Raw genomic sequence first — 23,405 nt, 5'->3', positions numbered from 1 at the left:
TGAATACCAAGGAACAGAGCAAGCGATGAACGACGCCAACCGACTGAACGAGAATGGCCCGGTGAACTGGCAACTGGCGCAGATCGTCGAGGACCTGCGTGGCGCCCGCAATGAATGGCGCACCCGCACCGGCCGGCACCCCGAGCAGGGTGGCCGCGAACTGCCTTCGCGCCAGTCCATCGAAGAAGTGGTGGAGCGCCTGGCCAGTGCGCTGTTCCCCATGCGCCTGGGCCCGAATGATCTGCGCGAAGAAAGCGAGGACTTCTTCGTCGGCCACACCCTGGACGCTGCCCTGAATGCGCTGCTGGTGCAGGCCCGCCTGGAGCTGCGCTACAGCGCGCGGCAGCGTGGCGATGTGGTGGACAGCCGGATCGATGAGCACGCCGTCGTGCTGGTGCGCGATTTCGCTCGCGCACTGCCGGAAATGCGCAAGCTGCTCGACGCCGATGTGCTGGCGGCCTACCAGGGTGATCCAGCCGCGCGCAGCGTGGACGAAGTGCTGCTGTGCTATCCGGGCGTGGTGGCGATCATCCACCACCGCCTGGCACACCACCTCTATAACGCCGGCCTGCCGTTGCTGGCCCGGATCATCTCGGAACTGGCGCACTCGGCCACTGGTATCGACATCCATCCTGGCGCGCAGATCGGCAGCAGCTTCTTCATCGACCACGGCACCGGCGTGGTGATCGGTGAAACCGCGATCATCGGCAAGCAAGTGCGCATTTACCAGGCCGTGACACTGGGTGCCAAGCGTTTCACCGCCGACGAAACCGGCCAGTTGCACAAGGGCGAGCCGCGCCACCCCATCGTCGAAGATGAAGTGGTGATCTACGCCGGCGCCACCATCCTGGGGCGTGTCACCATCGGCAAGGGCTCGACCATCGGCGGCAACGTCTGGCTGACCCGCAGCGTGCCGCCGGGCAGTCAAGTGAGCCAGGCCAGCTTGCAGCACGACGAAAGCCGCTGCGGGAAGGACTGAAGCCGGGCCTGCCTGCGGACACGCGAAGCGAAGCGGGGGAGTTGACAGCTCCCTCGCTACTTCAGCAGTATCCGTCAGACATTTCGCGCAACCGTTTTTTACGCAAGAGCATTCCATGTTCTCCATTCACGACCACTCGCTCTCCGCTTCGGGCTTCCTTGCCCGGACCTGCGCGTGCGTCGTCGTTGCCAAGAAATCGAAGAAACAGTCGCTCATTTGACCGGGGCGCTGTCCCGTCAGATGGGCTGACAGGACACAAGGCGCAAGGTCGAACCTCTCCCCGCTTGATTCCCGCACCCCTCCCTGACGGCGACCCGACGGTCTGCCAACAGGAGTTTTTGCATGTCGAATTTTCGTGGGATCTGGGTGGCGCTGGTCACTCCCTTTCGTGATGGCGCAGTGGATTACCCGGCCCTGCAGGCGCTGGTAGCCCGTTTACTGGAGCAAGGCGTCGCAGGCTTCGTGGTTTGCGGCACCACCGGCGAGGCCGCTGCGCTCAGTCATGACGAGCAGCTCGAGGTGCTCGACGCCGTGCTGCAGTGGGTGCCCGCGCAGCAGGTGGTCATGGGCCTGGCGGGCAATAACCAGCGCGAGCTGCTCGACTTCCTGCAGGATATCCAGCGTCGCCCAGTTGCCGGCGTACTGGTGCCGGCACCGTATTACATCCGTCCCTCGCAGACCGGGCTGGAAAGTTTCTTCCGCGCCGTCGCCGATGCCGCCAGCGTGCCGGTGATCCTCTACGACATTCCCTACCGTACCGGTGTGCGGATCGAGCGCGAGACGCTGCGCCGCATCGTGCGCCATCCGAACATCGCGGCGATCAAGGACTGCGGCGGCGATCCGGAAACCACCATGGCGCTGATCGCCGACGGGCAGGTAGCGGTACTCACCGGGGAAGACCTGCAGATATTTGCCAACCTGTGCCTGGGCGGCGCCGGCGCGATCTCGGCTTCCTCCCATGTGCGCGCCGATCTCTACGTGCAGCTATGCCGGCAGATGGAGGAGGGCGATGTAATCTCCGCACGCCAGACCTTCTATCGACTGCTGCCGTGGATGCAGGCGGCTTTCGCCGAGCCGAATCCATCGGCCGTGAAAGGAGCGCTTGCCCTGCAGGGCCTGATCGCCAACGAAGTGCGTGAGCCGATGCAAGCGTGCACGCCGGCAACGCTGGACCGACTGCGCACCGTCCTGGCGGGCCTCGCCTAGGCGCTACGGCGCCTGGACTGGACGCAATCGTAACGCGTTACCAGAATCAAGGACGTATAACGGTAACGCGTTACGCGAATTTCAGCCCCACCTGTTGATGATCGCAGAGCCAACGCTTTGGCCCGCGCGGACATGGGGCGAGTTGCACGGCACGCACTAGACTGCCGCTACCCAACAGAAGGAGTGGCACATGGACTTCAACCACCAAGTGGTCTGGATCACCGGGGCATCTTCCGGTATTGGCGAGGCCCTGGCCCGCCTGTTGTTGCAACAGGGCGCCCACGTCATCCTTTCCGGGCGGCGCGAATCCGCGCTGAAGTCCGTCGCCGAACAGGCGCCGCAGCGCGCCCTGGTACTGCCCTTCGAAACCACTGACTATGCCGCGCTACCGCAGGTAGTCGAGCAAGCCTGGGCCTGGCACGGTCGAATCGACTGCCTGATCAACAATGCCGGCGTCAGCCAGCGCAGCCTTGCCCTGGATACCCGCTTCGAGGTTTACCGCGAGCTGATGGAGGTCGACTATCTGGCACCGGTAGCCCTGACCCAACTGCTGCTGCCGCGCCTGGTTGCCCAGGGCAGCGGTCAACTGGCGGTTGTCAGCTCGGTGGCCGGCAAGGTTGGCGCTCCTCTGCGCACCGGTTACTGCGGCGCCAAGCACGCGGTGATCGGTTACTTCGAGGCCTTGCGTGCCGAAGTCGAACAGGCCCATGGCATCCGCGTCAGCGTGATCCTGCCCGGCTCGGTGCGCACTGGCGTGGCGCTCAACGCGCTGGGCGGCGACGGTGCGCGGCGCGGCCGCTCCGATATGAATATCGACAACGGCATGCCCGCCGAAGAGGCCGCCCGGCGCATCGTCGAAGGCCTGGCGGCCGGCCAGCGCAGCATAGAAGTCGCAGAGGGCACGGAGAAACTCGCCCTGCACCTGCGCAGCGTCGATCCTGAGCGGCTATTCACGCTCACAGCCGCCGAAGGCGCACGCCTCGCCGAGGAGCGAGCCCGCAACGGCAGTGCCGATATCGATCCGGGAGCCGTGCAGCGCCTCGACAGCTGAGACTCTCTGGCAGAACGAAAAGCCCAGGCTCGCGCCTGGGCTTTTTTCTTGGATGGAGCCAGGTGCGGCCTCCCGCCAGCGATGCGTCGGGTCTCGACGTGAAGAGTGAGAGGAGGGCGCTTAGTCGCAGACCTTTGATGCCGGTTCCGAGCGGAATCGCCCAACGGCAATTGCGCCATTGGTTATCAAGTCGGCCAACTGTTTTTCTGTGAAGTTGAAATACTCCCGCAGCACCTCGGCCGTATCTTGGGCGAACACCGGTGGCGCCAGGCGGTAACTGGGCGGCGAGGCGGAAAACCGTGCGGGGTAGCCAAGCAGGGTGACCGCTGTGCCGTCCTGGCGGGTCAGGGTCTGCAAGAGACCACGCGCCTGTACCTGCGGGTCGGCCAGGGCCTGCTGCAGGTTGTTAATCGGGCCGCCCGGTACGCCTGCTGACTCCATGGCCGCGAGCAGATCAGCGGCGTGCCACCCGGCGATGGTTTTCGCCAGTTCCACCTCCAGTTCCCGGCGGTGTTCGCTGCGCCCGGGGTTGCGGGTGAAGCGCGGATCGCTTCCGAGGTCATCGCGACCCAACAGGCGGCACAGTGCCTGGAACTGACCATCGGAGCCGCAGGCCACAAGGATGTAGTCATCGCTGCAGGCGAAGTCGCGGTAGGGCACTACGTTGGGATGGGCATTGCCCAGTCGTTGCGGTACCTGCCCGCCGACCAGGTGGTTCATGGCCTGGTTGGCCATCAGCGACAGCTGGCTGTCGAGCAGCGCGCAGTCGATATGCTGGCCTTCGCCACTGCTGTGGCGGTGATTCAGCGCAGCGAGAATCGAAATGGTCGCGTACAGCCCGCAGAACAGGTCGCTGACCGGCAGGCCGACCTTCAATGGCCCGGCGCCCGGCTCATCGTCACGACGCCCGGTGATGCTCATCAATCCGCTCATGCCTTGCACCAGGAAGTCATATCCGCCGCGTCCGGCGTAGGGACCTGTCTGGCCAAAGCCGGTGACCGAGCAGTAGATCAGCTTCGGGTTGATTGCCTTCAGGGAGGCATAGTCCAGGCCATAGCGAGCGAGGGTGCCGACCTTGTAGTTCTCCACCAGAACGTCCGCCGACGCTGCCAGGCGGCGCAGCAGTTCGGCGCCATCAGGATGGCCGAAGTCCACGGCGATGGCGCGTTTGTTGCGGTTGGCGCAGAAGTAATAGGCGGCGTCCCAGGTCGGGTTGCTGTCTTCGAGGAAGGGCGGGCCCCAGGTCCGTGTGTCGTCACGCCGACTGGGGCGCTCCACCTTGATCACGTCCGCCCCCAGGTCACCGAGCGCCTGCGTAGCCCAGGGCCCGGCGAGGACACGCGACAGGTCGAGCACGCGCAGGCCGGAAAGCGCGCCCTGTTGGGAGGTTCGGGTATTGCTCATGTTGGTCTCCAATCCATTTCGGGGCTTCAGTGCAGGTCTTTCCCACGGGTTTCCGGCATGCGCACGAAGGCCACCAGGGTGATCACTGCCATGATCGAGACATAGACCAGGAACCACTGCTCCTGGCCGCGGCTCTGCAGCCAGGTCATCAGATACGGCGTGGTACCGCCGAAGATTGCCACCACCAGGTTGTAGGGCAGGCCAATGCCCAGGGCGCGGATGTCGGTACTGAACAGCTCCGACTTGATCGCCGGGGCGATGGCTGAATAGAGCCCGTAGAGCAACAGGCCGAACAGTTCGACGGCAAGGATCGAGGCGAATGAAGCGCTCATCGAATTAACCACCGGGTACAGCAGCGCGGCATAGCCCAGGGCGAAGACAATCAGTTGCGGGCGCCGGCCTATACGGTCGGACAGCCAGCCGAACAGCGGTTGGGAAATCATAAACACCACCAGCGCCAGGCTGCTGGCCGCATAGGCGGTGCCCAGCGCCACGCCGAGTGTGCGGATGGCGTGCACCGGCAGGTAGCTGACGAACAAGTAGAAGGCAAAGGCGCCCAACAGGCTGATGCCGACCAGTCGCTTTACCGCTTGCGGATGTTCGCGCCAGAGCGTGCGCAGGGGCCGCTCGACGCGCTGGCCGCGACGCTGTTCATGGCTTTTGCGGAAGGTTGCTGTCTCGTCCACACCGTGGCGGATCCAGAAGCCGGCCAGGCTGCCCAGGCCGCCGATGAAGAAGGGAATGCGCCAGCCGTAATCGATCAGTTGCTCCTTGCTCAACCACTGGCTCAGCGCCCAGGCAAGCCCTGAGGCGAACAGCAGGCCGAGAGCGATGCTGGCGAAGAAGAACCCTGAGTACAGGCCGCGCTGACTGGCCGGCGCCGATTCGGCGAGGAAGGTCGCGGCGGCGCCATACTCGCCGCCGACTGACAGGCCCTGGACCATGCGCGCCAACAACATCAGGACCGGCGCGACGATGCCGATGCTGGCGTAGGTGGGCATCAGGCTGATCAGCAGCGAGGGCAGCGCCATCATCAGGATGGTCAGGTTGAGCGCAGCCTTGCGCCCGGCGCGGTCGTTGAAGACGCCGATCAGCCAGCCGCCCAGCGGACGCATGGCGAAGCCGATGGCGAATACTGCAAAGGTGGCGAGCAGGGCGGTGGTTTCGTTGTCCGAGGGGAAGAACTGGTGGCTGAAGTAGAGCGCGAAGGCGGTGTAGACCGTCCAGTCGAACCATTCCACGGTGTTGCCGACGCTGCCGGCAATGATGGTTCGCCAGGCGATGGGGGGAGCGCTGGTAGCGCCGGCTAATGTGGCGCGCTGCGATTGGCTGAGGATGTGGGCCATCGGTGTTCTCCATTGTCATTGTTATGAGAAGCACGGTGTGCCGCCTCGTGGGCGGCACAGATCAGGCGACGGGCAGGTGCCGACGAAGGAAATCCAGGCTGTCGCCGGCTTCCTGGAGCGCTGCACGGCCAACCACCGGCTGCCAGTACGCCTCGCTGCCGAAGTCCGACCGCCAGGCGTAGAGGCGCCGGGTGTAGAGCTGCAGCTCGCATTCCTCGGTGACGCCGATGGCGCCAAAGACCCCATGGGCAATGCTGCAGATGCGTACCGCGGCGCTTGCGCAACGGGCCTTGGCCACGGCCGCCGGGATGCCTTGCGGCCAGGTCGGCCCGCGCAGCGCCAGTTGCGCGGCCATGCGCGCGGCGAAGACTTCCTCGGCGAGTACGCTGATCTGCTGCTGGACGGCCTGGAATGTCCCCACCGGCTTGCCGAACTGCTGGCGGGTATTGGCGTAGTCCAGGGTCAGTTGCAGCACCCGCTCGGCCGCACCGGCGATCAGCGCAGCACTGAAGGCGGCGCCCAGGGCACGCCAGTCCCGATCTGAAGGAAGCTGTTGGGCGGCGCCGGCAGCTTCGGGCCAGAAGAGTTCCTCGGTGGCGCTGGCGTGGACGCCGTCCGCGCGGCGTTGTGCGCAGTCCACCGGTAGTAGCCAGGCACCTTCTGGCAGCGCCGCGAGCACCCAGCGCGACTGGGCGGCAAACGGCACGCGATGGCAGCGCAGGCCCTGGTCATCGCGCTCCCCACTGGCCAGAGCGATAGGGCCTTCAGGCAGCGCGAGCCCGGCTTCGGCCAGAGCCCGGCGCACCCACCAGGTGCTGGCAATGGGCAGTGGCAGGGCCGCATTCCCAACGGCGAAGAGCAGATGGCAGGCAGTTTCCGCGCTTGCCGCCGCGCCACCGAGCTCTTCAGGCAGCAGCAGGTCGGCGAAGCCGTGTTCGGCCAGGGAGCGCCACAGCGCGTCGTCGGGCTCGCCGAGGTCAATACGGCGCACGCGCTCGGCGGTGACTTCGCCTTCCAGCCACTGGCCGAAGGCGTCGAGTATCAGGTTGTCGAGGCTCATGGGGTTTCCTATCGCAAGCCAAGGCCGCGGGCGACTACGCCGCGGAGGATTTCGCGGGTGCCGCCGCGCAGGGAAAACACCGGGGCCATGCATTCCAGGTAGGCGAGGGTGCGTTGCAACAGCGGCGGGACGGCCGCGCCTTCCACGGCGCCGAGCAGGTCGCCCAACAGCGTCGGAATGGACTGCTCGAAGCTGGTGCCCAGGTCCTTGACCAGCGCGGCTTCCACCACCGGGCTGCGGCCATCCGCCAGCTGTGCCGCAAGGCTGACCGATAGCGCGCGCAAGACCATCAACTCGCTCAGCAGTTGTCCCAGCAGACGCTCCTGTCCCGATTGGGGCTGGTCACGCAGCCAGCTGAGCCAGGCGTCGAGGAGGGCGATGCTGGAGTAGATGCGTTCCGGCCCACTGCGTTCGAAAGCGAGCTCCGCAGCGACCTGCTTCCAGCCTTCGCCTTCTTCACCGACCAGTGCTTGGGCCGGCAACTGCACGTTGTCGAAGAACACCTCGCAGAAATGCTCGGCCCCGGTGAGGTCGCGAATCGGGCGGATGCTCACGCCGGGCAGTGACAGGTCGACCAATACCTGGGACAGCCCGCGATGGCGATCCTGGGGGCTGCCGGAGGTGCGCACCAGGGCGATCATGTAGTGACTGTGCTGGGCGTAGGTAGTCCAGATTTTCTGACCATTGAGCATCCAGCCGCCGGCATTGGGTTCGGCGCGGGTGCGCACGCTGGCCAGGTCCGAGCCGGAGTTCGGCTCGCTCATGCCGATGCAGAAGAACTGCTCGCCCCGGCAGATCGCTGGGAGGTGCAGGCGTTTCTGTTCCTCGCTGCCGAAACGCAGCAGCAGCGGGCCGCTCTGGCGGTCGGCAATCCAGTGCGCCGCCACTGGCGCACCGGCGCAGAGCAATTCTTCCACCACGACGAAACGTGCCAGCGGGTCGAGGCCGGCGCCACCGTATTCGCTCGGCAGGGTCAGGCCGACCCAGCCGCGCTCGGCGAGGGCACGGCTGAAGTCGGCATCAAAGCCTTGCCAGCTGCGCGCACGCAGATCGGTCGGATAGTCCCGCAGGCGCTCGGCGAGGAAGCTGCGCAGCTCCTCGCGCAAGGCCTCGTGCCGCGCCGGTAGTGCGCGGAAATCGAGGGCTTCAAGCATCAGCCGGCGCTCCGCTCGGGGCGACCGGCGAGCAGGCGCTTGACCTGGTACTCCATCACCGTTTCCTCGCGCTGGTTGAGTATGAAGACGCGGGAGGTGACCACAGCGCGATTGTGCTTGGAGGTCGGGCGGACTTCCTCGATCTCCACCACGGCTTCCAGGGTGTCGCCTACGACCACCGGGCCTTTCACGCTCTTGTGCAGTTCCAGCAGGGCCAGGCCGGTGCCTTGCAGCATGGTCTGCATGAGGATGCCTTCGATCAGGCTGTAGCTCAGCGCAGCCGGCACCGGGCGACCCTGGATCGCGCCGTTGAAGGTGCTGTCGATGAAGATGACTTCGGTCTGCCCGGTGACGCCGACGAAACCGATCAGGTCAGCCTCGGTGACGGTCCGGCGGTAAGTGCGGAAGCGCTGGCCCGCTTCGATTTCCTGCCAGTAGTAGCCTTGCCCGAGGGCGATTTCGTTGTGTGCCATGCATCACTCTCCTGTTGGGATTGTTGTCGTCGAGTGGGGTCAGGCTATGGTCAGCGTTCGTACTCATCCAATATTATTTGGATAACGATTGATACACATGGAGTATCAGTATGGAGCTGCGCCAGATTCATCAGTTCCTCGCCCTTGCGGAGACCCTGAATTTCCGCGAGGCAGCGGAGCGCCTGCACATGTCCCAGCCGCCGCTGTCGGTGTCGATCCGCAAGCTGGAGGAGGAGATTGGTTTGCCGCTCTTCGAGCGCACTACGCGCCAGGTGGCTCTCACCGAGGCAGGCCAGGCGGTGCTGCCGGAGCTTCGCAAGGCGCTCTTGCATCTGCAGCAGGCGCGGCGCTATGCACTGGAGGCGGGAGCAGGCGAGCGCGGGCAACTGACACTGGGGTCGGTGGGGTCGGCGACGCTTTCGTTGATTCCACGGCTGATCCCGGAGTTCCGCCGGCGCTATCCGGGCATTGCCCTGGAGCTGCGCGAGCTGCCATCCAGCGGGGTGCTGGAGCTGGTGGAGAACGGTGGCGCTGATGTCGGTCTGGTGCGCTTCCCGCTGCCGCAGCCGACGGCGCTCAAGCTGATCCCGCTGGTGTGGGAGCCGATGATGCTGGTCGTGCCGCAGGACAGCCCGCTGGCCCTGAGCGGGCGCCGTCGCGTGCACCTGGCGGAGGTCGCCGAGCAGCCGCTGATCGACTACCCGCACACCGAAGGCCTGCACTACGTGCTGCTGCAGCTCTGCCAGGCGGCAGGCTTCGTGCCGCAGCTGGTGCATTCCACCACCCAGGTGCAGGCTGCCATCAGCCTGGTGGCCTGCGGTTTGGGCGTGGCGCTGGTGCCGGCGCTGCACGCGCAGAGCTCGTCGGCGCCGGTATGCTTCCTGGAGCTGGAGACGCCGCACCAGGAGCGCACCGTGGCGCTCGCCCTGGTCTACAACCCGGAGAACGAAAGCCGCGTCGTGCGTCAGTTTCGCGATGTGGCGGTGGAGTTGCTGGCGGTGGCCAGCGCATAACCGGGGAGGGGCTTCCAGCCGCCAATGGGCGGCCGGAAGCGAGGTGGTATCAGGGAGTGACCACGTTGAACTGCGGGGTGAAGCTGTCCATCATCCCAAGGAGCTGACCCAGTCTTGCGCCTTCGCCGTCGAGCTTGATGTCGCCCTGCTTGATGGCAGTGGGAAAATCGAGCTGGCGCAGACTGATGCGGTCCAGGGTTGCCTTGCTCAGCTTGACGGTCACGTCGGCCTTGGGCGCCAGCTGATTGTTACGGTGAGTCAGCACGCCGTTGCGCAAGGTCAGCGCATAGTTTTCCTTTAGGTCATCGAACACCCAGTTCATCACCATGTCGTGGCCCTCAGCCTTGTCACTGTCCAGACGAACAGCCAGGTAGTCGAAGAACAGGGTCGGCGACATGGCTTTGATCAGGTCCGTGCGAACCGAACCTGTCCCGTTACTGGGCACGCCGTTGCGCAGCTCCATGGCGCCAGTGAGATAGATGTTGCGCCACAGCGCATTCTCGGCCTGATAGCCCAATTGCTCGAGGGCCTGGGCCTGGAGCGCCTTGGCGTCCTGGTTGTCCGGCTGGGCAAACACCAGGTTGTTGCCCAGCGTGGCGGCCCAGCGGTAGTCGCCCTTGTCGATGCCGTCCTTCATCAGTTTGAGGACGGCATCGGCACCGCCGAGTGCTTCGACGTAATGCTGGCCCAGTTCAACCGGCGGCAGCGGGTTGAGGTTGGCCGGGTTGCCGTCGTAGTAGCCGAGGTAACGCTGGTACACGGCGCGCGAGTTGTGACTGAGCGAGCCATAGTAGCTGCGGGTGTACCACTTGCTCTCGAGGTTGCCGGGAAGACGTTCCATCTTCTGGGCGATTTCCGTCGGCGTCAGGCCCTGGTTCATCAAGTGCAGTGCGCGTGAGTCGAGGAAGGCATACATGTCGCGCTGGTCGGCGAGGAAGGTCTGGATGCGCTGGGCTCCCCAGGTCGGCCAGTTGTGCGAGACGAACATGACGTCGGTCTTGTCGCCGTAACGCTGCAGGCTGTCGTCAATGTACTCGGCCCAGGCCTTGGCATCACGGACCAGGGCCCCGCGCGGAGTCAGCAGGTTGTGCATCATCTGAGTCGTGTTTTCAGACATGCACAGTGCGCGCATCTGCGGGAAGAAGAAGTTCATTTCCGCCGGGGCCTCGGTGCCCGGGGTCAACTGGAACTCCACCTGAATGCCGGCCACTTCATGTTTCTCGAAGGTAGCCTTGATCAGATTGGTTGGGGCAATCAGCGTCAGCGTGCCGCCGGCTGGGAGCACTTTGCCCATGCCGGCATCGATCTGCCCGCGGTCGCCCGCCGGCAGCAGGGTGCCGAACTGGAATTGCGCACGACGCATCATCGCGTTGCCGGCCAGGATGTTCTCGCTGACCGCGTGTTCCATGAACCCGGACGGCGCATAGATCTTTACCTTGCCGCTCTTCACGTCAGCCTCGTCAACTACCCCGCGCACGCCGCCAAAATGGTCGGCATGGCTGTGGCTGTAGGCGACGGCCACTACGGGTTTATGCGGGCGGTGCTGGTAGTACAGCGCCAGCGCCGTGCGGGCCGTCTCCTCGGTGGTGAGCGGATCGATGACGAACAGGCCGCTTTCACCTTCCACGACCGTCATGTTCGACACATCCATGCCACGCAGCTGGTAGATGTGCTCGGCAACCTGGAACAGCCCGGCATGGTTATTCAACTGTGCCAGGCGCCAGAGACTGGGATTGACCGTGTCGGGCGCCTTGTCCGCACTGAGGAAGCCATACGGCTGGGTATCCCATACCACGCTCCCGGCAGCGTTCCTGATCTGACCCTGGAAAGGCGCGATCAACCCCCGGGTAACGGACTCGTAGTCGTCTCGATCGCTGAACGGCAGGGCCTTGAGGACATCGGCGTTCTTTGCCGCTGTGATGGCGCTGGCGGGCTGGGCAGAGGGCGCGGCGAGCAGCGGTTGACTCAGGCCGGCGGCAAGGGCGCCGGTCAGGCAGTAGTGAAGCAGCGAAAGGTGTTTCACGGGAACTCCTTGGTCTTGTCGTTTTCGTCAGGCTCATGACCGCTCACCGACATAGGGCGGCGGTGCTCTGTGCATGCGACGCATTTGAGCGGGGGACTGGGGGGCTGCCAATCACCTGACCGGGTGAATTCGGCCAACAAGGACGGGGGAGAGGGACAGGTGTCGTATTCAGTTAATTTTAATAATCAATATCTTGTTGATTTTAATAGGGAAAAATAAATACGTCTTCGCTGGGAGAGGGCATCTTGCTTTAAAAATTGCATTTAGCTGAATTTTTGCTTTGATTATTGCAATTAGCTGATCAGCAGTTTCTTCATTGGCGGTGGCTCAATGAAAAAAATGAAAAAGGGACAGGCCTTGCTCTGGAGAGGCGTGCAATGCACCTATCAAGCATCGCTTACGCCTGACAAAGTGCAGGTCTATCTTGCCGACGAGTCACGTTACGAAGTGGTACCCATCGGCGAGCTTACTCCAATTCGCATTGAGGCTCTGGAAAAGCCCGAAAAGCCTGACGCATTAGTGGCTAGCGAAGAGGCTTGGCAGCAGGCAAGACTTAGATTCGATCAGGTAGTTAGATATTTGCAGGGGGCTCGTGATAAGAGCGCTCTGTCATTGCTCGCAAAAAAAATGAATGTCAGCGAACCCCGAGCTTATCAAATTGTTCAAAAATATGATGAAGATGAAGGGCCTAGTTGTATGCTTTCTAGCCGTAGAGGTAGGAAGGTTGGCGCAACGCTTGTTCTTAGCTCGGTAGAGTCTGTCATAAGGGATGAATCGCCCCTAGTTTCGTAGACACCTCCAAGCCTCATAATGAGGCCCATTAGGAGGTGCCATGAGCAACCAGCGTTACCCCGAAGAATTCAAAATCGAAGCGGTCAAGCAAGTGACTGAGCGCGGCCTCCCCGTAGCCGAGGTGGCAGCGCGGTTAGGCATGTCGGTGCACAGCCTGTATGTCTGGATCAAGCGCTACAGCAAGCCCCAGGAGCAGCGGCAGCAAGAAGACGATCAGCAGGCCGAACTGCGTCGTCTGCGCGCCGAACTCAAGCGAGTGACCGAAGAGCGAGACATTCTAAAAAAGGCCGCCGCGTACTTTGCCAAGGAGTGCGGCTGAAGTACGCCGTCATCAGCAAGCTGTCGGTGGAGTACCCGGTTCGACGCCTCTGCCAGACCCTGAAAGTGCATCCCAGCGGTTACTACGCCTGGCTGGCCGAGCCGAAATCCGTGCGCGCCAAGGAAGATCAGCGCCTGCTCGGGTTGATCAAACACGCCTGGCTGGAAAGCGGTGGGGTCTACGGCTATCGCAAGATTCACGACGACCTGCGTGAGCTGGGGGAGTCCTGTGGCCGGCACCGCGTGGCTCGCCTGATGCGGGGAGAAGGGCTGCGCTCACAAACCGGCTATCGGCGGCATCCCGGCTATTATGGCGGCCGGCCGGCGGTGGCTTCGCCCAATCGCCTGGAGCGGCAGTTCAACGTCAGTGAGCCGAACAAGGTCTGGGTCACCGACATCACCTACATCCGGACCTATGAGGGCTGGTTGTACTTAGCGGTAGTGCTAGATCTGTTTTCACGCCAGGTGATCGGCTGGTCGATGAAGTCACGAATGTGCAGCGACCTGGCCATCGATGCCCTGCTGATGGCGGTGTGGCGGCGCAAGCCCAAGCAGGAAGTGATGATCCACTCCGACCAGGGTAGCCAGTTCAGCAGTTCGGACTGGCAGAGTTTCCTCAAGGCTAACAACCTAAGCAGCAGCATGAGTCGACGTGGCAACTGCCACGACAACGCGGTAGCGGAAAGCTTTTTCCAGTTGCTGAAGCGGGAGCGCATCCGACGGAAAACCTACGGCACCCGCGAAGAAGCCCGCAGTGATGTGTTCGATTACATCGAGATGTTTTATAACCCCAAACGCCGGCACAGCAGCGCTATGCAGCTATCGCCAGTGGAGTTTGAAAAGCGCTACTTCCAAAGCTTGGAGAGTGTCTAGGAAAGCCGGGGCGATTCAGTCTCTATAATAATTTACAGCATGAAGATATGCCTTCTCCGTTGCCGCCGAACGCTTATCGAAAGCCAGTGCGTAGCGTCGCCTAGCAGCTGGTATGACTATCCCTTGCTCTTTCATTGCACCTCCTTTTTCGTATCTGGTTGAAAATTCTATGTATTTTCACCAATGAGCGGTGCTTGGGAGTGGTATTCACGCGGAGCTTTAGAAACTCTAGTATTGGTAGAATGGAGCGTCAAAAATTATGAGCTCACGTACAGGAGGCACTCATTTCGAGTGCGGCAGACTAAAGTCCTCTGAGTGTTTAGAGGTTCTCGGCCATGGATCAATGGCGTCGGCGGTCAGGTGTCAGGCTATCCTTGCTAAGGGTGGGCTTGCTTTATCAGTAATGATTCTTATGCCTGTCGTGTCTCCGAACTTTTTGATGCGTCAGCTTGCGTATTCAGCGGTAATGCAAGTAGGTGTGCGGCGCGGCTGTTCAGCAGGGTGCCTGCTTGGAAGTACCCCATCACAGTGGGGATAGAGCGATGTTCAGTCATGGCCATGACCTCGCCGAGGGGGACTCCCTGACGTCCAGCCTCACTGACAAAGCCTGAACGCAAACTGTGCGCAGCCCAATCTCCAGGCAGGCCGGCCAGCACGGCGCGACGCTTCACGATGCGCGCTACCTGGTCACCAGACAATTCATCAGTACCGACGCGCCCACCCTTGTACACCCGACGGAAGAGTGGCCCCGTAGTAGCCGGTGCCGCTGCCAACCACTCGGTCAATGCTTGTGCTGCCGAGCCGCGCAATGGCAGTTCGCGGCGCACTCCCTCGGTTTTGGTCTTGGTTGCCCCTAGGGCGTACAGCCAGGTGTCCGCGTCCAGCGGGCGCACGTCGCCAATCTGCAGTCCCACCACTTCCGAGCGGCGCCGGCCGCCGCCGCTCCAGGCCAGCAGAAGAAGGGCGCGATCGCGTAGGCCACGCACCCCGTCGGTACAGGTGGCGAGCATCGCTTCAAGGGGTTCTCGCACCGCCGCGGTTTTCTTGCGCACGCTGACGCCCTGGCGGGACTGCGCCTTGCGCGCCTCGCGCAGCAGCGTTTTCACCGCCGCGCTATCGGTCGGACTTGGCCAGCTCTTCAGATCATGCCATTTGGCGAGCACCGCCAGGCGATGGCGCACGGTGTTGTAGCTCAACGGCCCGGGCTTGGCCTTGACACCGCTCTCCACCAGAGCAGCGTCCAGTGCCGGCGGCAGTAGCTGCTGCCAGTCTCCCTCCACCGGTCGAGCCAGATGATCGACGAGGAACTGTACGGCTACCGCTTCCGGGAGGGCGCCGTCCTCCAGGTGCCGGCGATAGCGCAGTTGCAGCCAGCCTGCCCAGTAGGCGAGGGCGCTGCGGTAGCTGCGTACGGTATTGGCGGCGGTGCCGGCCGCCACGAAGGCTGCTGCTGCGGCGCGGGCCTCGGCGTCGAGACGATCAACGGCCAGCGGGGCGATTTCACCGTGCAGGGGTAGTATCGTATTATTCATTACGTTCAACGTATTAAAAAATAGATTAATATTAAATAAGGTCGGATAACATTTGTTTATCAGACCTAATATAGCCGGAGGCAGGCCATGGCGGTAGGCGTAGCGGAACAGGCGGTATTTGCCGCCGCGGATGCGGTCCTTGAACGCGGGGAGCGACCGACCGTGGAGCGCGTGCGCCTGGAGTTGGGTCGCGGCAGCCCGGCGCGGGTGGGGGCGCTGCTCGATCAGTGGTGGGCGCAGTTGGCCCAGCGCCTGCGCGGCGAAACCCGCCTGCCGGCGTTGCCAGCGGATGTCTCGCAAGCCTTTGTCGCGGTTTGGCAGCAGGCGGTGTTGCTCGCCGATGGCGTTGCCGAGCAGGCGTTCGCGGAGCGGCGCGTGCTGCTGGAAACCGAACGGCTGCGCGCTGCCGCCGTGGAGAACGAGAGCCGCCAGGCCGAAGCTCAGGCGCGCCAGCAAGTCACCGCGGCCCAGGCCGCGCAGTACATGGCGGAGACTCGGCTGGCCGACCTGGAGCGCTTGCTCGAGCAACAGCAGGCGCAGTTGCACGAGTGGCAGGAACGCAGTGCGGTGTTGAGCGAGGAGCGTCGCGTCGCCCTGCAGGAGTCCAGCACGCTGCGCCAGGCGCTGCAGGGCGTGCAGCAGCAGCTGAGCCAGGAGCGTGAGGCGACAGCGGCCTACGTCCGCGGTGTCGAGGACCGCTCGCACCAGGAAGTGGATCGCGCGCGGGAGGAGGGTAAGGTAACTACCGTGCAACTGAAGGCTGCCAACAAGCAATTGGAGCAATTGCGTCAGCGATTAGATCGCGCCCTGGAGCAGCTCCGCCAGGCGCAACAAGTGGCCGCCGTGGAGTCGGCGCGTGCAGCGACGCTAGCACAGCAATTGAAGCCGGCACGCACTAAGCGAGCTCGCACCTCGCAGCGAAAGCGGCCAAAAGTCGACGCCGCGGTAGAGTCATAAGGCGAATTGGATGGCACCGTGGTCCCGCTTCCTTTCTTATGCGCGATCGCATGGTAATCCAAAAGAATCCTATAGATTGTAGTCCTTTAGGGCTCATAAAGGCCTCATCGTTCCTTTTGCGGAAATTGCAAAATGGAACTGACGACTGCGTTTGGACGGGCCCTAAAAGACATCCGAAGGAAACGGGATCTCACCCAAGAGGACTTCTCGACAGTTAGTAGCCGTACGTATCTCAGCACTTTGGAGCGTGGTCATAAGGCGCTTACGATAGAGAAGCTAGAGCAATTAGCCGGCGTTTTGGGTGTCCATCCCACAACACTGCTCATCGCAGCTTATCTACAAAAAGAACCCTCGTTGGACGGTAGAAAGATATTAGATCGAGTCGCTGCAGAGCTTAGCGAACTGGCTCTTGATGGCTGATAGCTCTGACTAGCGGCAGCTACCGACCCATAGCTGACCTACACAGGGTGCCCGTCCAGGCTACGTTCTTCCCACCAGTCCCAGGTCTTGAGCCCTTGGCGGGCTACGCGGCGACCAAGGAAGCCGAGTGTTTCGCTGCCGAGGGAAGAGGATTTCCGATTCACAATCCAGAAGTCAGTCAGCTTTGTCTTCTCGTCATTCAGAAGGTCCGCGATGGTTCGGCCGTTGATGTGACTCAGCGCCACACCATGGCTGCCCACGCATTAAAGCGCTCCTCGAGTTCTTCTCCGTGATCAACCCAGAAAGTGTTATCAATCCGCAGGGCTCGAGCCAGGTTGTTCGGTGCCGTGTTGATGCGTTCAGCCAGGCTCTGCTCCAGCAGAGCTTGAGTGTGGACGTTGGTGGAGCCGTAGCCGAGCTTTTCGGTATGCATTTTCTGGTATTCAGGCCGTAGGGAAAGATTGATGAATTTTTCGGCGGCCAATTTGTTCTTGCTGCCCTTGGGGATTGCCCAGGAGTCGATGTCGTAGATGCTGTCTTGCCAGAGGATCTTGATATTCGCCCCGGACTCTTGGGCGGAAAACACCCGGCCGTTGAATGCACTGGTCATCGCCACATCGCCACTGGCCAGGTATTGCATGGGTTGGGCGCCAGCTTCCCACCATTGAATGCTGCTCTTGATCTCGTCAAGTTTGCGGAATGCCCTATCGACGCCTTCCTTGCTGGAGAGTGCCTTGTAGACTTCCGCAGAGGGAACGCCGTCTGCTATTAGTGCAATCTCAAGCGTGTACTTGGCGCTCTTGTGCAGACTTCGTTTTCCCGGAAATTTCTTCAGGTCCCAGAAGTCTGCCCAGCCGGTGGGTTCCACTTTAAATTTGTCTGCGTTGTAAGCCATCGCAGTCGACCAGACCAATACACCTGCCCCGCATTGCGAAATAGCTCCCGGAACAAAGTCTGTCGCCTCACCGATGTTCGATTGGTCCAGCGTTTCGAAAAGTCCCTCTTCGCAGCCGGTGATCAATTCTGCGCCGCCGACTTCCACTACATCCCAATTGACACTTTGAGTATCGACCATGGCTTTGATACGGCCCATCTCGCCATTGTATTCCGTCGCCACGACGGTAGTTCCCGTTTCTTTTTCATAGGGCTTGTAGAAGGCTTCGGTTTGAACCTGTTTCGCTACGCCGCCGAACGAAACGACAGTGATTTCATCGGCCAGCGCCGCAGAAGTTGCCGTGGTGAGAAGAAGAGTTCCGAGAAGACTTGCTTTCATGCTTACCTCTGGCGTTTCTTGCTTTGATTATTAAACGGCGCGCGGCGAAGTGCCGGGGCTGGTTACCGTGGGCAACTCACATGAATCGTTCTTGATGTGGCATTAATCAGTCAGTGACCTGTAGAGGGGCCGCCACGATACCGGACGGCTTCCCCTGTCATTTCACACGAGCATCGGCAAGAACGCAGAGCATTTCGAACATCAGCGTGGCGGCATTCAGTGCAGTCATGCCGGAGGGGTCCAGGTCCGGAGCTACTTCAACCACATCACCGCCGATGAGATTGAGGCCCTTCAGCCCCTTGATCAGACGCATCGCTTCGCGCATAGAAATCCCCCCCGCCTCGGGCGTGCCGGTACCCGGGGCGAACGCGGGGTCGAGCCCGTCGACATCGAAGGAGACATAGGTTTGCCCATCGCCGACGACTCGTCGCACTTCCTGGAGCACTCCGTCCACGCCAAGCTCATCGAACTCTTCGATGAAGATAACGCGCATACCGCACTCGAGGCTGTAGTTCGGCGTACCGGAATGCTCGGATCCTCGAATCCCGATCTGTATCGTGCGATGAGGGTCCAGCAGGCCGTCCTCGACTGCGCGGCGGAACGGGGCGCCGTGGAAGAACTTCGAGCCGTACAGACTATCCCAGGTATCCGTGTGGGCATCGATGTGCACCATGCCGATAGGCCCGTTCTTGGCCAGCGCCTTGAAGATCGGATAGGTGATCGAATGGTCACCGCCGACGGTCAGCGGCATGATGTTTCTTGCACAGACTTCCTGGTAGTACTTCTCAATGCACGCGTGAGCGTCCTCGATGTTGTACATGCGCTCCAGATATACGTCGCCCAGGTCACGAATAGTACAGAGCTCAAACGGGGCAATGCCTGAAGCATGGTTTCGGGTACGCATGAGACAGGATTGCTGGCGGACGCCGCGTGGGCCGAGGCGTGCTCCGGGCTTGAAGGAAGTACCGCCATCATAGGGAACTCCGATCAGGCCGATATCGATGCCATCGAGTGACTCCGCGACAGGCGCACGCATGAAGCTGGCGATTTCGTTGAATCGCGGGCGCTTCTGCGGGTCGTAGGCGGCTCCGTCGGCAAAATTGGTTTTGAACTTCGAGTCAGGCATAACCACCTCTTTCGCCCGCAGGACGGATTGCGGAACATATGTTGTTAGTGTGTTGGGTTGTCTGAGTAACTTGTTCGCCTCAAGGGTTTTGGCGGCAAAATACGGTTACGCCTTTGATTTAAACAGGCGTGAGCTGAGGGGTAAATTCATCAGAGTAAAACCTAATGTTAATCAGATTATTAATGTAATATTATGCGAGCTCTGTGATTTTTGGATATCATCGGAGGCGACGTGCTGATTGGCTTTCCGAGGTGATTGGTGAAGGAAAATATATATAATATTCGCCTGTTGAGAGTCTTCGTTGCAGTGGTGGAGCGAAAAGGCTTTTCTGCGGCGCAGCAAGATCTGAATATGTCCACGCCGGCCATAAGCAATTACATGAGTCAGCTGGAAATGCAGCTTGGAATGCAACTCTGCAACAGAGGGCGCGCTGGTTTCAGTCTGACGAGCAAAGGGCAGTTGATATTTGATGAGGCTAAGCGTTTATTGAGTCAGATCGATGGCTTCGAGAACTATGTTCTGGAGTTGAAGGGCGAGTTGAGAGGGGCTGTGACGGTAGGCATCCTTGACTCGATGCTCACCGACAAGCAAGTCAATATCGTTGACTTGCTGGGGAATTTCGCCTCGAAGCATCCCAAGGTCCACGTCAATCTGAAGGTTCTGAATCCCTTCGAACTGCAGAGGGAAGTGCTGGAAGGTAAGATTGACCTTGCCATCGGTTCATTGCCGACCAGGATGAGCGGGCTGAAGTACATAGAGTTATATGTCGAACAGCATTGGCTGTACTGCAGCGATCGGCATGAGCTGTCCAAAGCAACGAACCTTTCGCCTGAGATTGTCAGGGACAATGCTTTGCTCAATCGAGGCTACTGGTCCAGCGCCGAAGCCATGCGGCACGGCTTCAAGGATTGCTCCGCCACGATAGACAGCATGGAGGCTGCGCTGATTCTGGTGCTGTGCGGAAGTTACGTCGGCTATCTTCCTGATCATCTGGCCTTGCAGTGGGAGCAGCAGGGGAGGCTGTTCAGACTGCTCCCTGAAACGTTTGGATATCGGGCTGAATTTTCGTTGATCATGAAGAATGGGCGCAGTCGCGAACCGCTCATTCAGGCTTTCAGAGACGAAATGGATAAGCTTTATATCAACGACATAAGTTGAGGAAGCACGCGGCTCGAAGTTACCGATCGCTCGGAAAAGGTGCTTGAGCCGCTCGCTGAAGGCCGTTTGGCTGGCCCATTCAAGGGCTTATGAGGGGGTCTGTACTGACCTGAACGTTCTGCGAGGATCGGCTGCCTTTGCCGATTGACCCATGTCGCGTTGACGCTCCGGCTCCGTGCCGTGTGCTATTCTAGGTAGTGATTGACCTCTACCCAATGGCAGGGCTTGCAGCGGTATGGAGGGTGAGGGGCGCTTCGACTTCAGCTTCAGCGTGCTTCCCTACTTCCTGCTGACCCTGGTGTCCGTTTCGTTGGGCCCGCTGTTGTATTCCGTGGTCAAAGGCAGCAAGCGGAATGGCGGTAAATTCGGCCATCAGTAAAGGACTGCTACCGACCCTTAGCTGCCACTGATGAGCAGCAGTAACCGGTAGGTAGCAAACATTCGTCAGGCCGACCGATGTACCTAGTCCGCAGAAAAGTGAACCGACACATTCCCCTTCCCGAGAGTCTCGACAAGCTGATCGGGGCTATCGACTTGTCCCAGGCGGGTGTAAGCGTAGGCTGACTCAAACGTTTGGTAGAAGACCACCAGCGTATCGTTGCCGTACAGCATCAGATCTCCATTGCGGATGGTGCCAGGCCTCGCAGCACGGGCTGGCAGCCGCTGCGGCAAGCTCGCGTACTTCTCATTGGCATTGAGCTCGGTCATGTCCAGGGTCAGGGGCAATAAGTTAACGAGTGCCCGAGCGCTCTCACTATCGTCCAGGGTAATAGCGAAGCGCTGGTCACCAACGGTCATCCACATACGTTCCTCCTTCGGCTTTGGCGCCGCAATTACCCAGCCACTGAGCATAATCAGCAGGCAGAGCCGGACGCCCGCACGGCAAAAATGCAGGCTGATCATGAAGACTTCTGACTCCGGCCTGGTTGTGCACGCATGGCCATAAGCGTCATGGCCGCGCCAACCAGCAGAATGGCCGCACTGGCATTAAAGGTGCTCTGGTAGCCGCTGTGGTCGAACAGCCAGCCACCCAGCATCGAGCCCGAGGCAATGGCAAGCTGCACCACTGCCACCATCAGCCCACCGCCGGCCTCGGCATCGTTGGGCATCGCCTGGGCAACCCAGCTCCACCAGCCGACAGGCGCTGCCGTAGCCATCAGTCCCCACAGGCCCAGCAGGATCGCCACCGGAACGACCGCGCTGCCGACTGGGATCAGCGCGAGGGCAATCATCGCCATCAGCAGCGGAATAGCCATCAGCGTGCGATACAGCCCTTTCTTCAGCAGGGCGCCGATCAACAGCGTCCCACCCAGGCCGGCAACGCCGATCACCAGCAAGAGCAGCGATAGCATGGTGGCATTGACCTTCGTCACCGTTTCCAGGAACGGCCTGAGGTAGGTGAACAGCGCGAACTGCCCCATGAAGAAGGCGCCGCAAGCCGCGATGCCGAGGGCCACCGAACGAGTCCCAAGCAGCCTGAAAACGTTGCCCGCAGCTCGCTTCCGCTCCTGGGCCTGCATGCTGGGCAGGCTGATCCATTGCCAGACCAGTGCGACGACCGCTACCGGCACCAGGCAGAGAAACGCGCCACGCCAGCCGACCATCGTGCCCAGATAGCTGCCCAGTGGCGCCGCGATCACCGTGGCCAGCGCGTTACCACCATTGAAAACGGCCAGCGCCTTGGGCACCTGATCGTCGGGCACCAGACGCATGGCCGTGGCCGCTGACATCGACCAGAAGCCACCAATGACGACACCTATCAACGCTCGTCCGACCATGTAGAGGGTGAAACTCGGTGCGAGCGCTACAACGGCGCCGGAGATTGCCATCAGGCTCGTCAGGATAAGCAGGAGCGTCTTGCGATCCATGCTACCGGCCAGCCAGGTGATCGACAGGCTGGTCAGCACGGCAAAGGCACCGGAGATGGCAATGCCTTGCCCTGCCGCGCCTTCGCTGACATGCAGATCGATTGCCAGCGGCGTCAGCAGACTGACGGGCATGAACTCCGAGGCGATCAGGGCAAAGACGCAGAGCGTCATCGCCAACACCCCGCCCCAGTGACTGGGGCGGGACAGTGGCTGGTCAGCGTGGGCGGTAAGTGGGGTCTTCATGGTGCCCACCGGATCACTTCAGGCCGTTCTGGAAGAACTGGGTGAGCTTGTCGAAAGGAATCAGGTTCACGCGGTCATACAGGTCGACGTGTCCGGCGTTGGGGACGATGTAGAGCTCCTTGGGTTCACCTGCCAGACGGAATGCCTCCTCACTGAATTCGCGCGAGTGGGCGTTCTGGCCAGCAATGAACAGCAGTGGGCGTGGGGAGATGGTCTCGATATCCGCGAACGGATAGAAATTCATGAACTTGATGTTACTGGTCAGCGTCGGGTGGGTGGTCAGCTCGGGACTGGAGCCTGCCGGAGTGAACTCGCCACGAGGCGTGCGATAGAAGTCGAAGAACTCGCGCTGGATCGGGTGGGTATCGTTCGTCAGTTCGTGCACGGTGCCGCTGGTGTATTGGGTCTTGCCGCCGGCGAACTCCACATAGCGCTGCTCGGCCGCTGCTGCGATTGCCTGCTTGCGCTGCTCCAGCGTTTGCGAATGCTTGAGCCCATTGCGATTGGCGGCGCCCATGTCATACATGCTGACCGTTGCAATAGCTCTCATGCGCGGATCGATCTTGGCCGCACTGATCACGAAGCTGCCGCTGCCACAGATGCCCAGCACGCCGATGCGCTGCCGATCCACGAACGCCTGGGTGCCGAGATAATCGACAGCCGCACTGAAATCTTCCGCATAGAGGTCGGGGAGAACGGCGTTGCGTGGGCTGCCTTCGCTCTCACCCCAGAACGACAAGTCCAGCGCTAGGGTCACGAAGCCTCGCTCCGCCAGTTTCTGGGCGTACAGGTTGGAACTCTGCTCCTTAACCGCGCCCATGGGATGGCCAACGATGATTGCCGGGCTACGGGCGGTGGTACCTACGCTTTTGGGGATGAAGAGGTTGCCCGCGACCTTCATCTGGTACTGGTTCATGAAGCTGACCTTCTCCATGGTCACCTTGTCGCTCTTGAAAAAATTGTCTGCACCGTTGGACATATCGGCTCCCAGGGCTGTGACCGAGCTGAGCAGAAGGCCCAGGGCTACGAGAAGTCTCTTCATTGGGTCATCTCTCACGGGTTGAAGATCGATCGTCGAGGGGGTTCTGACGATTGCGTGGCCCGCTCGCGTGCAAAAAAGCACAAGAGGGCCGAGA

General features: G+C 61.4%; 21 protein-coding genes. 9 read left to right on the top strand and 12 right to left on the bottom strand.

What is annotated here, in order from left to right:
• The first annotated feature begins 25 nt into the window (after positions 1 to 25).
• The 3 genes from epsC (at position 26) to AC2T4A_RS20035 (ending at position 3,236) form a co-directional block, all read left to right on the top strand.
• On the top strand, positions 26 to 979 hold the full coding sequence (epsC, locus tag AC2T4A_RS20045) for a serine O-acetyltransferase EpsC (protein WP_416750432.1): 954 nt from the start codon (positions 26 to 28) through the stop codon (positions 977 to 979).
• 342 nt (positions 980 to 1,321) lie between these two features.
• Positions 1,322 to 2,185 (top strand): 4-hydroxy-tetrahydrodipicolinate synthase, encoded by an 864-nt coding sequence (gene dapA / locus AC2T4A_RS20040; protein ID WP_486741602.1) that lies wholly within the window; start codon positions 1,322 to 1,324, stop codon positions 2,183 to 2,185.
• Positions 2,186 to 2,375: 190 nt separating this feature from the next.
• Positions 2,376 to 3,236 carry an SDR family NAD(P)-dependent oxidoreductase gene (locus AC2T4A_RS20035; RefSeq protein WP_486741601.1) on the top strand — a complete coding sequence of 287 codons (861 nt, stop codon included), beginning with the start codon at positions 2,376 to 2,378 and terminating at the stop codon, positions 3,234 to 3,236.
• Between the two features lie 120 nt (positions 3,237 to 3,356).
• On the opposite strand, the gene AC2T4A_RS20030 is transcribed toward AC2T4A_RS20035, so the two are convergent.
• The 5 genes from AC2T4A_RS20030 to AC2T4A_RS20010 all read right to left on the bottom strand — a co-directional run bounded on the left by AC2T4A_RS20030 (position 3,357) and on the right by AC2T4A_RS20010 (position 8,673).
• Positions 3,357 to 4,640 carry a CaiB/BaiF CoA transferase family protein gene (locus tag AC2T4A_RS20030; RefSeq protein ID WP_486741600.1) on the bottom strand — a complete coding sequence of 428 codons (1,284 nt, stop codon included), beginning with the start codon at positions 4,638 to 4,640 and terminating at the stop codon, positions 3,357 to 3,359.
• Positions 4,641 to 4,666: 26 nt separating this feature from the next.
• The gene (locus AC2T4A_RS20025) at positions 4,667 to 5,986 is read right to left on the bottom strand and encodes an MFS transporter (RefSeq protein WP_486741599.1); all 1,320 of its coding nucleotides are present in this window, start codon (positions 5,984 to 5,986) and stop codon (positions 4,667 to 4,669) included.
• 61 nt (positions 5,987 to 6,047) lie between these two features.
• Complete coding sequence (locus tag AC2T4A_RS20020) at positions 6,048 to 7,046, bottom strand: acyl-CoA dehydrogenase family protein (protein ID WP_486741598.1); 999 nt, start codon at positions 7,044 to 7,046, stop codon at positions 6,048 to 6,050.
• 8 nt (positions 7,047 to 7,054) lie between these two features.
• On the bottom strand, positions 7,055 to 8,203 hold the full coding sequence (locus AC2T4A_RS20015) for an acyl-CoA dehydrogenase family protein (RefSeq protein WP_486743702.1): 1,149 nt from the start codon (positions 8,201 to 8,203) through the stop codon (positions 7,055 to 7,057).
• Positions 8,200 to 8,673: a MaoC family dehydratase gene (locus AC2T4A_RS20010; protein WP_416750420.1), complete on the bottom strand. Its 474-nt coding sequence runs from the start codon at positions 8,671 to 8,673 to the stop codon at positions 8,200 to 8,202. The genes AC2T4A_RS20015 and AC2T4A_RS20010 overlap by 4 nt, the downstream gene beginning before the upstream one ends.
• A gap of 110 nt (positions 8,674 to 8,783) precedes the next feature.
• Here AC2T4A_RS20010 and AC2T4A_RS20005 point away from each other — a divergent pair, with 110 nt between their 5' ends.
• Complete coding sequence (locus tag AC2T4A_RS20005; RefSeq protein ID WP_478378891.1) at positions 8,784 to 9,686, top strand: LysR family transcriptional regulator; 903 nt, start codon at positions 8,784 to 8,786, stop codon at positions 9,684 to 9,686.
• A 49-nt stretch (positions 9,687 to 9,735) separates the two neighbouring features.
• Here the strand turns inward: AC2T4A_RS20005 and AC2T4A_RS20000 are convergent, their stop codons facing one another.
• Positions 9,736 to 11,709 carry an alkyl/aryl-sulfatase gene (locus tag AC2T4A_RS20000; RefSeq protein WP_486741597.1) on the bottom strand — a complete coding sequence of 658 codons (1,974 nt, stop codon included), beginning with the start codon at positions 11,707 to 11,709 and terminating at the stop codon, positions 9,736 to 9,738.
• 330 nt (positions 11,710 to 12,039) lie between these two features.
• On the opposite strand from AC2T4A_RS20000, the gene AC2T4A_RS19995 reads away from it, so the two are divergent.
• Positions 12,040 to 12,501, top strand: a complete 462-nt coding sequence (locus AC2T4A_RS19995) for a hypothetical protein (protein WP_486741596.1) — start codon at positions 12,040 to 12,042, stop codon at positions 12,499 to 12,501.
• A 40-nt stretch (positions 12,502 to 12,541) separates the two neighbouring features.
• Positions 12,542 to 13,692 (top strand): IS3 family transposase gene (locus AC2T4A_RS19990; RefSeq protein ID WP_156160533.1). Its coding sequence is split into 2 segments (ribosomal slippage): positions 12,542 to 12,785 and positions 12,785 to 13,692, totalling 1,152 coding nucleotides; the frame shifts between segments, so codons are not numbered across the junction.
• Between the two features lie 410 nt (positions 13,693 to 14,102).
• On the opposite strand, the gene AC2T4A_RS19985 is transcribed toward AC2T4A_RS19990, so the two are convergent.
• Positions 14,103 to 15,224, bottom strand: a complete 1,122-nt coding sequence (locus tag AC2T4A_RS19985) for a site-specific integrase (RefSeq protein WP_045217896.1) — start codon at positions 15,222 to 15,224, stop codon at positions 14,103 to 14,105.
• Positions 15,225 to 15,311: 87 nt separating this feature from the next.
• Between AC2T4A_RS19985 and AC2T4A_RS19980 the strand changes: the two genes are divergently transcribed.
• Positions 15,312 to 16,181, top strand: coding sequence for a DNA-binding protein (locus tag AC2T4A_RS19980; protein WP_045217895.1), 870 nt, complete (start codon positions 15,312 to 15,314; stop codon positions 16,179 to 16,181).
• Between the two features lie 132 nt (positions 16,182 to 16,313).
• Positions 16,314 to 16,601, top strand: coding sequence for a helix-turn-helix domain-containing protein (locus AC2T4A_RS19975; protein WP_082085937.1), 288 nt, complete (start codon positions 16,314 to 16,316; stop codon positions 16,599 to 16,601).
• A gap of 235 nt (positions 16,602 to 16,836) precedes the next feature.
• Here AC2T4A_RS19975 and AC2T4A_RS19970 read toward each other — a convergent pair whose 3' ends face one another.
• Positions 16,837 to 17,874, bottom strand: a complete 1,038-nt coding sequence (locus tag AC2T4A_RS19970; protein ID WP_045217893.1) for an ABC transporter substrate-binding protein — start codon at positions 17,872 to 17,874, stop codon at positions 16,837 to 16,839.
• Between the two features lie 157 nt (positions 17,875 to 18,031).
• Positions 18,032 to 19,000: an agmatinase gene (gene speB / locus AC2T4A_RS19965; protein ID WP_045217892.1), complete on the bottom strand. Its 969-nt coding sequence runs from the start codon at positions 18,998 to 19,000 to the stop codon at positions 18,032 to 18,034.
• A gap of 258 nt (positions 19,001 to 19,258) precedes the next feature.
• Here speB and AC2T4A_RS19960 point away from each other — a divergent pair, with 258 nt between their 5' ends.
• Positions 19,259 to 20,158 (top strand): LysR family transcriptional regulator, encoded by a 900-nt coding sequence (locus AC2T4A_RS19960; RefSeq protein ID WP_045217891.1) that lies wholly within the window; start codon positions 19,259 to 19,261, stop codon positions 20,156 to 20,158.
• 462 nt (positions 20,159 to 20,620) lie between these two features.
• Here AC2T4A_RS19960 and AC2T4A_RS19955 read toward each other — a convergent pair whose 3' ends face one another.
• From AC2T4A_RS19955 to AC2T4A_RS19945, 3 genes are read right to left on the bottom strand one after another with little or no spacing between them, the layout of a single operon-like run.
• On the bottom strand, positions 20,621 to 21,061 hold the full coding sequence (locus tag AC2T4A_RS19955) for a cyclophilin-like fold protein (RefSeq protein WP_239746257.1): 441 nt from the start codon (positions 21,059 to 21,061) through the stop codon (positions 20,621 to 20,623).
• Complete coding sequence (locus tag AC2T4A_RS19950) at positions 21,058 to 22,269, bottom strand: MFS transporter (RefSeq protein ID WP_486741595.1); 1,212 nt, start codon at positions 22,267 to 22,269, stop codon at positions 21,058 to 21,060. Before AC2T4A_RS19950 ends, AC2T4A_RS19955 begins: the two co-directional genes overlap by 4 nt.
• 13 nt (positions 22,270 to 22,282) lie before the next feature.
• Positions 22,283 to 23,311 carry an alpha/beta hydrolase gene (locus AC2T4A_RS19945; protein ID WP_239746259.1) on the bottom strand — a complete coding sequence of 343 codons (1,029 nt, stop codon included), beginning with the start codon at positions 23,309 to 23,311 and terminating at the stop codon, positions 22,283 to 22,285.
• Between the last annotated feature and the right edge of the window lie 94 nt (positions 23,312 to 23,405).

Source organism: Pseudomonas sp. PVC-3-1 (genome assembly GCF_057444315.1).
Note: the sequence above shows the minus strand (reverse complement) of the source record. Positions and strands in the feature narration are given on the sequence as shown.